The 7,395-nt window shown below is 50.7% G+C and carries 4 protein-coding genes; 2 read left to right on the top strand and 2 right to left on the bottom strand.

Annotation, left to right across the window (positions count from 1 at the left end):
- Window positions 1–448 precede the first annotated feature (448 nt).
- Window positions 449–1,171 (top strand): Bax inhibitor-1/YccA family protein, encoded by a 723-nt coding sequence (locus FP815_09080; GenBank protein ID MBA3015094.1) that lies wholly within the window; start codon window positions 449–451, stop codon window positions 1,169–1,171.
- A gap of 73 nt (window positions 1,172–1,244) precedes the next feature.
- Window positions 1,245–2,876 carry a HAMP domain-containing protein gene (locus FP815_09085; GenBank protein MBA3015095.1) on the top strand — a complete coding sequence of 544 codons (1,632 nt, stop codon included), beginning with the start codon at window positions 1,245–1,247 and terminating at the stop codon, window positions 2,874–2,876.
- Window positions 2,877–2,962: 86 nt separating this feature from the next.
- Here the strand turns inward: FP815_09085 and FP815_09090 are convergent, their stop codons facing one another.
- The gene (locus FP815_09090; protein ID MBA3015096.1) at window positions 2,963–4,060 is read right to left on the bottom strand and encodes a response regulator; all 1,098 of its coding nucleotides are present in this window, start codon (window positions 4,058–4,060) and stop codon (window positions 2,963–2,965) included.
- Between the two features lie 881 nt (window positions 4,061–4,941).
- The coding region (locus tag FP815_09095; GenBank protein MBA3015097.1) for a hypothetical protein at window positions 4,942–7,395 on the bottom strand (2,454 nt) is incomplete at its 5' end.

Consider the following 7,395-nt stretch of genomic DNA (forward strand, 5'->3'; position numbering starts at 1 on the left):
AATCACACCACACCGCCCAACCGAAACAAAGCCCGCAAGCCCTGGCCAATACAGTGCGGTTGCCGATTACTGTTTTGATCCCGAAGATGAGAGCAATTGTTGTCCGGCCTGTGGTTGTACCTTTACAATGGGTGGATCAAGGGAGGCGCAATCGTTGACCTGCCCTGACTGCGGGCTTTGTTTCGGTTGAGCAGTGTGGTGTGATTAGTTTTTTATTGCTTTCAAAGATGATGAACTCGCAAAAAATCAGGGGATGGCTAGGCAAAAGGGCCGATATACAAGGCGCGGAGTGTGTTTTGTGAGTGAGGCCATACATATGGTATGCCGAACGAGAAAAACCACCACGCAACGCAGTAGATAGGACTTTTTGCGACGCCATCAAAGATTTTTTCAGGGGGAATGACCCTGGATATTAATTTATAAACAACAAAAAAAGGAGAAAGTACAGATGTATACCCAGATGGGACCAGCTCCCGTATCAACCATTCGTCAGGCCAATACCCAGGCATCGACCATCTTCCTGGCCAAGGTGTTCAATTGGATGGCAATCGGCTTAGGACTTACAGGTGTTGCCGCCTTTTTAACTGTTAACTCACAGGTCATGCAGCAGCTTATTTTCGGCAACCGAATCGTCTTCTACGGTTTGATGTTTGCGGAACTCGGGATGGTCTTCTACCTCTCTGCTCGGCTCCAGCATATCTCTTCTCAAGCGGCGACAGGTCTTTTTCTGGTCTATTCGGCCTTGAACGGGGTGACCTTGTCTGCAATTTTGATGATCTATACCATGTCCTCGGTGGCAGCCACATTTTTTATTACTGCCGGGATGTTTGGGGCCATGGCTATATACGGGATGGTGACCAAGAGAGACCTTACTGGCATGGGATCGTTTATGGTCATGGGGTTGATCGGTATGATCATCGCCTCTGTGGTTAATATCTTTTTGAGTAGTCCGGCAATCTCTTGGGCAGTCTCCGGGATCGGGGTCATCGTCTTTACTGGTTTGACGGCGTATGATGTTCAGAAAATAACCAAAATGGGCGCTGATGGGATCATGGAGCAGGGTGAATCGGCTATCCAGAAGGTCGCGATTATGGGTGCTTTGGCCCTCTATCTTGATTTTATTAATCTGTTTTTGAGCCTGTTGCAGTTCTTCGGCAATCGCCGCGATTAAGAATTGGTTGTATAGTTTTTTATTGAAAGGCGCCGAATTGGCGCCTTTCTTGTTTTCAGCGGATGGAATAGCCATGTCTCTTCGAAATAAATTGCTCCTTTCCTTTGCCGCCATCTGTCTTCTGGTGATTTCTCTGCTGGTCTTGAATTCATTCATGGCTCGGGAGCAGGGGAGTCATGTGCAGAGGCTTCTGGCGATCCACCATCACTATGCCGCGTTGTTGAATTTGAAAAATGCCGTCAACCGGCAACTGAGTGAGGCACAGGATATTTTTATCTACGGTAAGAGTGTTGATGGTAAAAGTTTTCAGGAGACCGCGGCCCAGGTTGGCACAGAGATGCAACGGTTACAGGCAGCAGTGGATTTAACCGAAGCTCTGCCTGTTACTGTCGTTGGCGATGAGATTGATAGCGGCAGGGTACGGATGGTAGAGCTTCAGCATCAATACGAAGATTTGTATCGGGAACTGGTGTTGATGACCATGCTGATTCAGAGCGGTCGTAAGGCCAAGGCCCAGGAGCATTTTCAAACGGAGATCAGCCGGAGGTTTGGCAATTTCTTCAATAAAATTGACGGATGGTTGGTTGTAAAAAAAGAACAGCTTGCCAGTACCGAGGAAGGGTTTGTTTCGATTAATGAGCAACATAACCGGACCTCGTTGATCGCTTTGGTTGCTATAATGGTTATTGTCCTTTTTTTCTCTGGCGTGTTTGTCTATCTCCTTGGTCCTCGTCTTCGGGATATGCTTCGCGGTACCGAGCGAATATCCAAGGGAGATTTTTCGATACCGGTACGGGTCGAAGGTAACGACGAGTTTTCTCGCCTGGCGCTGTCCATGAATCAAATGATGGCAGATCTTGCCACCTCCAGAAAGAAGCTTCTTGAGCAGTCGTATTATTCTGGGATGGCCGATATGGTTTCAGGTACCCTTCATAACTTGCGTAATGCCCTGGCTCCTATTGTCATTGAGCTTGAAGAGCAGCAGCGGGCACTGGTTGGTCTGCGGCTTGAACGAATGGTTCAGGCTTGTGCCGAATTAAAGGGGGGCACGCACGATGTGACGCGTCATGCCGATCTTATCGAGTATCTTGAACTGTCGTTAGTGCGATTACATGAGGGACTTGGTCAGACGGCGGAGGGAATGGCCCTCACCAGGAACAAGGTCGGCGTGGTGGAAAAGGTATTAAATCAGCACAGTTATCTAGCCCGGATGGAGAGACCCCGGGAGATCGTGGTCCTTGCCGAGGTGGTCAATGATTGTCTTGGCCTGGTCCCACAGGACGCTCTGGCCACGATTCCGGTGTTGGTCGATGACAGTGTGGCGGCAATCGGTCCGGTAGTTAGTCAACGGATCGTCTTGGTGCAGGTCCTGGCCAATCTGGTCAGCAACGGTCTGGAGTCGATTCTGCGATCAGGGGCAACTTCCGGGCAGGTGGTGATTGACGCCTCTGAAACCTCAGAAGAAGATGGCGGCAGGCAGGTACACCTCAGGGTGACAGACACCGGGGAGGGAATTCCCGCGGAGATGCTTGAGCGGATCTTTGAACGTGGTATCTCCTCAAAGGGTGTGGGCAGCGGGCTTGGTTTGCATTGGTGTGCCAACGCTACCGCATCGCTTGCCGGAAGGCTGTATGCGGAAAGCGCGGGGCTTGGTTCCGGCACTACCCTGCATCTGGTCCTTAATGTGGATCAAGTAAAGTCGTAAAGCAAGTGTATCGACCCTGCGAGACTCCGAAAGGGTCGACATACAGGTTAGCGAGCGAAGAGAGACTCCGTGGCGTGGGGAGGTTTTCAGTGGTCGCTCAGTTCATACTCAAGGTCTTGAAGTACTGCTCGCAGATTGGCCTTGGTGTTTTTGATGCCGATCTTTTCCCTGATCCGATCACGGTGAAAATCCACGTTCCTTTTGGTCATCTTCAGTTGATCGGAAATGTCTTTGGTTGATATCCCCTGACGGATCAGATTGGCGATATTCAGTTCAGTCGGGGAGAGTCGGAAATATTTGTGTGCCAGATCCTTCATAAATGGGGCTACGATTTCACTAAGATTGGTGCGGATGATTTTGAGAAAGGACTGCTGGTAATCATCAAGCGGGCTTTTTTCAAGTTTGTCCAGATAGGGTTCAATCATTTCGTGGGCCGTAAACATCACCTTTTGTTCTACCTCTCTCTGGTCTTCGTCATTTTTCCGCATCAGTTCTTGAAGCGCTTGATTGGTGCCGGTCAGGTCTTCTGCTTTCTCCGCTAGAGCAGCCTCTGTTTTTTTCAGCTGCTGAGTTGTCTCCCGATATTTCAGGTTCGACAGTTCCAAAGCCTCAATGGTCAGGTTCAACTCTTTGGTGCGTTCCTGTACCAGGGTGTCTAGATGCTGATTGGTTGCGGTCAACTCCTGCTCTGCCTGCCATTTGGCTGAAAGGGCCAAGGCGAACTGCTGGATCTCGTGACTGTGAAAAGGTTTCTGCATGTAGAGCAGGCGATTGGGCGGCTGAACAGTGTGGTTGATTTCCGCAGGGTTGAGGTCGGAGAAGGCGGTTACGATAACAATATTGACCCATGGGTCCAGTTTTCTGATTTCGGAAGCGGCCCATACCCCATCTTTGCCTGGAGGCATCCTGACATCGATGAACGCAACGGAAAAGGGAGATTTTTCAGTTATTGATGTGCGCACAGCCTCAACAGCCTCGTGCCCTTGACGGCAAAGGCAGAGATCAAAGGTTGGCATGACGAACTTCTGTTGACTATCGGGGAAAAGCCTGTTTTCCAGGGCATCGAGTCGAGGCTGAGAAGTGGTCTGGGTACGGCTTCCTGAAAGAACCTGACGATAGGCTTCCAGAATTGATTGCTCATCATCCACGATCAGGATGCGAGGAAGAGAATTCGCTACAGTCATGTGCTGCCTTGAAGAAACAAAGGAAGAGGAATACTGACAGGGATGAGCCCACGCAGTTATAAATGATGATTATTGATTACCCGGTGTCGAAGTGGGATGTCAAACAAAAAAGAAAGAATGAAATCTATCTGTTGTCGAGAATTATCCTTAGCCATTGGAGCGGATGTTCTCGGTGAATGTCCGCCTACACAAGCCTCTTAAAAAAAGGCTCCTCGTTGTGAATAGGACTTCAGAACTTGATCTCACCAATAAGATTTTCTTTAACTCACACCAAACAATAAAGAACCCTAATTAAGTCAAATTTCTTTCTGGGGCTTATAGCTTAGAACAGAGAGGATTTGAAGATGGACGGTGGCGACCAGCATCAAGGAGCAGAGGGCCATCGACCAAAGCTCCGACCGTCCCTCAGTTATCTATGGGAAATTTCGTCCAGAATATTTTCAATCATCCCGGATAAGTTCTGCTTTGCCCGATTACGCTTATCGTCATCCTGCCCAAGACCGCTCTAAAGCCTGGCAGGTTGGGTTAGGAACGAAACCCAACCTTTACAGATGTCGACAAATCAAAACCGAACAACTAAGAAAATCAGGCTATGTGGCAAGGGCATATGGGTTAATTTTACGTTACCTACTTCAAACAGCGAGGAGCCGAAAAGAAGTTGGGTAAGTTCGGGAGATGCCTGAAAGGCACCTCCCCACAAAGGTTGACAATCTCGCAAAAAAGTTCGGGGATGGCTAAGCAAAAGGTGCGATATACAAGGCGCGGGGTGTGTTTTGTGAGTGAGGCCATACATATGGTATGTCGAACGAGAAAAACCGCCACGCAACGCAGTAGATCGAACTTTTTGCGACGCCATCAAGGTTGAATTGCCGGACACTTTGTTACATTTGGAAGTTGACCACAGCTATGCCTGCGCGCGTCGCAGTGGCACCGTTGCTTACCGTCGGGCTAGTGGCGGTGCCGGTAGAGCTTCTGGGATTGACAATGTTGCCTCTCCAATTGCCTGAAACGGGTTGTGCAAAGCTGAAAGCTGACCAGCCAGTATCATTGGATACAGCACCATCAGTGGTCATGTCACTATTCGCGGCAAATGATATGATACTGTAGCCACCTGTAGTGTAGGTATAATTCGGCAATGCTACGCTTGTGGCATTGTTCATGTAAACATTGCTAGTGGACTGAACCGGCGCTGTTTGGTTAACGCCTGAAAGGGTGGTGGCGTAAATGGCCATGTCAGTAGGCGAAGAAGTACAGCCTGAGGTCGTAACGCTGATTGTGCCGTTCGTTCCGCCGTTGATTATCTGATTTTCATTTAAATACCCAATCCAGACGCCGCGGCGGTTCGACTGTTCGGTTACAGCTTCGGTAAAGGCCTGTGAAGGACTGCCATAGGTGGCATTCACTGTACAACCGAGATTCCCACCTGCCCACATATCAACAGTGATAACTAGGAGCCGGTTTGAGCCTCCGGCGCCAGGAGTATGATTTCCTGACGCAGAGGAGGTTCCAGTTGCCACCGGACTTCCTTCATTCTGGAAGGCTGAAAGTACGGATATACTACTCGGCACATCATTATCGGTAATGGTTGTTGTAACTGTCACATCGGCGCCATTAACCAGACCGCCGGTGGCGCTGGTAACCGTCAGGATCACCGTTTCGAAAGATTCAGTTATCACATCGTCCACCACATTGATGGTGATGACCTTGTCAGCTGTGTCGCCAGCAGCCCAGCTAAAGACAGTGCTTGATAAGGAGTAGTCGACGCCGTTGTCCGCAGTGCCAGAGGCTGTGATCGTGGCGGTAACCCCTCCGATAGAACCAGCAGACCGGCTGGCGGTAATGATCACTGTGCCTACAGCTTCACTCACCGAGGCATCAGCGGTGGTGATATTGACCGTACCTGGCTGATCATCATCGACAATGGTCAGCACCGCTGTGCTCGGTGAACCGAGGGTGGTGCCGCCGGTATTGGCAGATAGCGTGATATTTACGGTTTCATTAGCTTCAGTGCTTCCATCATTCGTAATGTTGATAATAAAGGTCTTAGCTGTGATGTCTGTGTCTGCCCAGTTAAGGGTGCCGGAAGCCGCAGTGTAATCGGAACCGGCCGTTGCTGTGCCGTTACTGGTAGCGTAATTAACTGTCACGGCTCCTGTGCCACCGGTACGATTAACCGTGATGGTCACGGTAGCACCAGCCTCAGTCACCGAGTAGATGGTAGAAGAGAAAAAGATAGCTCCGGGATTCATGGAATTATCCACCACCGGGAAGCCGAGCACACTCGGAACACCTGTTCCGGCGCTACGAACATCAACAGTGGTTGGGATCGGAGCAATACCGGCCACGGTTTTTTCACAGTAGCCGGTGACGCCGTTCAAAATCATAGCGCCACGGTTGACCGCGCCTGGCTGAGTAGTAACCGTCAACAAACCACAACCCTGATCATTCTTGGCAATAACCACTAAAGCGCCACTAGCATTAACCACGGCCGAGTTGATAAACACCCGATCATTGGGTGATGCCAAAGCGGTGAAGTATGGAATTTGGGTGGTATCAGCGGGTTTATTGGCCACATTGAACCGAGTGTACGGGGCAGTGAAGGAGAGGGTGTACCCCTTGGTCGCCCACTGTCCGCCAGCTGTAGAGCTGCTACCTGCTGTGGTGTATTGCGTTGCCACAGCAGAGCCGCCATAGCCCATTCTCTCTCCGCCAGGCTGGACTGCCGCATAAGGCTGGCCGGTAGTCGGGAAGGCAGATGACGTGCTGTCAAACCAACTTCGAAGCGCCAAGTTAATGACCGAGTTATTGGAAACAACCGCAGAAGCATTGGCCCAATGACCTGACGAACCATAATACAGGCGCTGGTTGTTGGTCCGCGAAGCCGCGTTACGACCAGTCAAGGCGTTATTCATCGGGTACCCCTGAGCAGTCCCCGGGGTTGAGAACCGTTTAAAGTTACGATGGCCCGGGTGATAGAACTGGAAGACCAATGGCAGTCCATTACCACTCGCCTCATTGATCGGCATGGCATTAACACCGGAGCCCCAGCCACCTTCGGTCGCAGAGCCGACAGTGCCGGCGGCAACACCGTTATAGAGACCACCGGCAAGGACAGTCTTCCGGGTGTACCCTGCGATAGCGGTAGAATCCCACCAGACCTTATCGACGATGCTACCTCTGACAACAGAACCGGGGTAGCCATGGAAGGGCGCGACCACCGGGGCCTGACGCACCCCATTGTTGTAGACCCTGCCACCATGGCAGTCGAAACACATCCGGTAGTCGTTGATTGCGCTGCCGGTCACCCCGGCAATGGTGTGCGAGGTAACTATACC

Source organism: Desulfobulbaceae bacterium (assembly GCA_013792005.1).
In the GTDB taxonomy this organism is placed as follows: Bacteria; Desulfobacterota; Desulfobulbia; order Desulfobulbales; family VMSU01; genus VMSU01.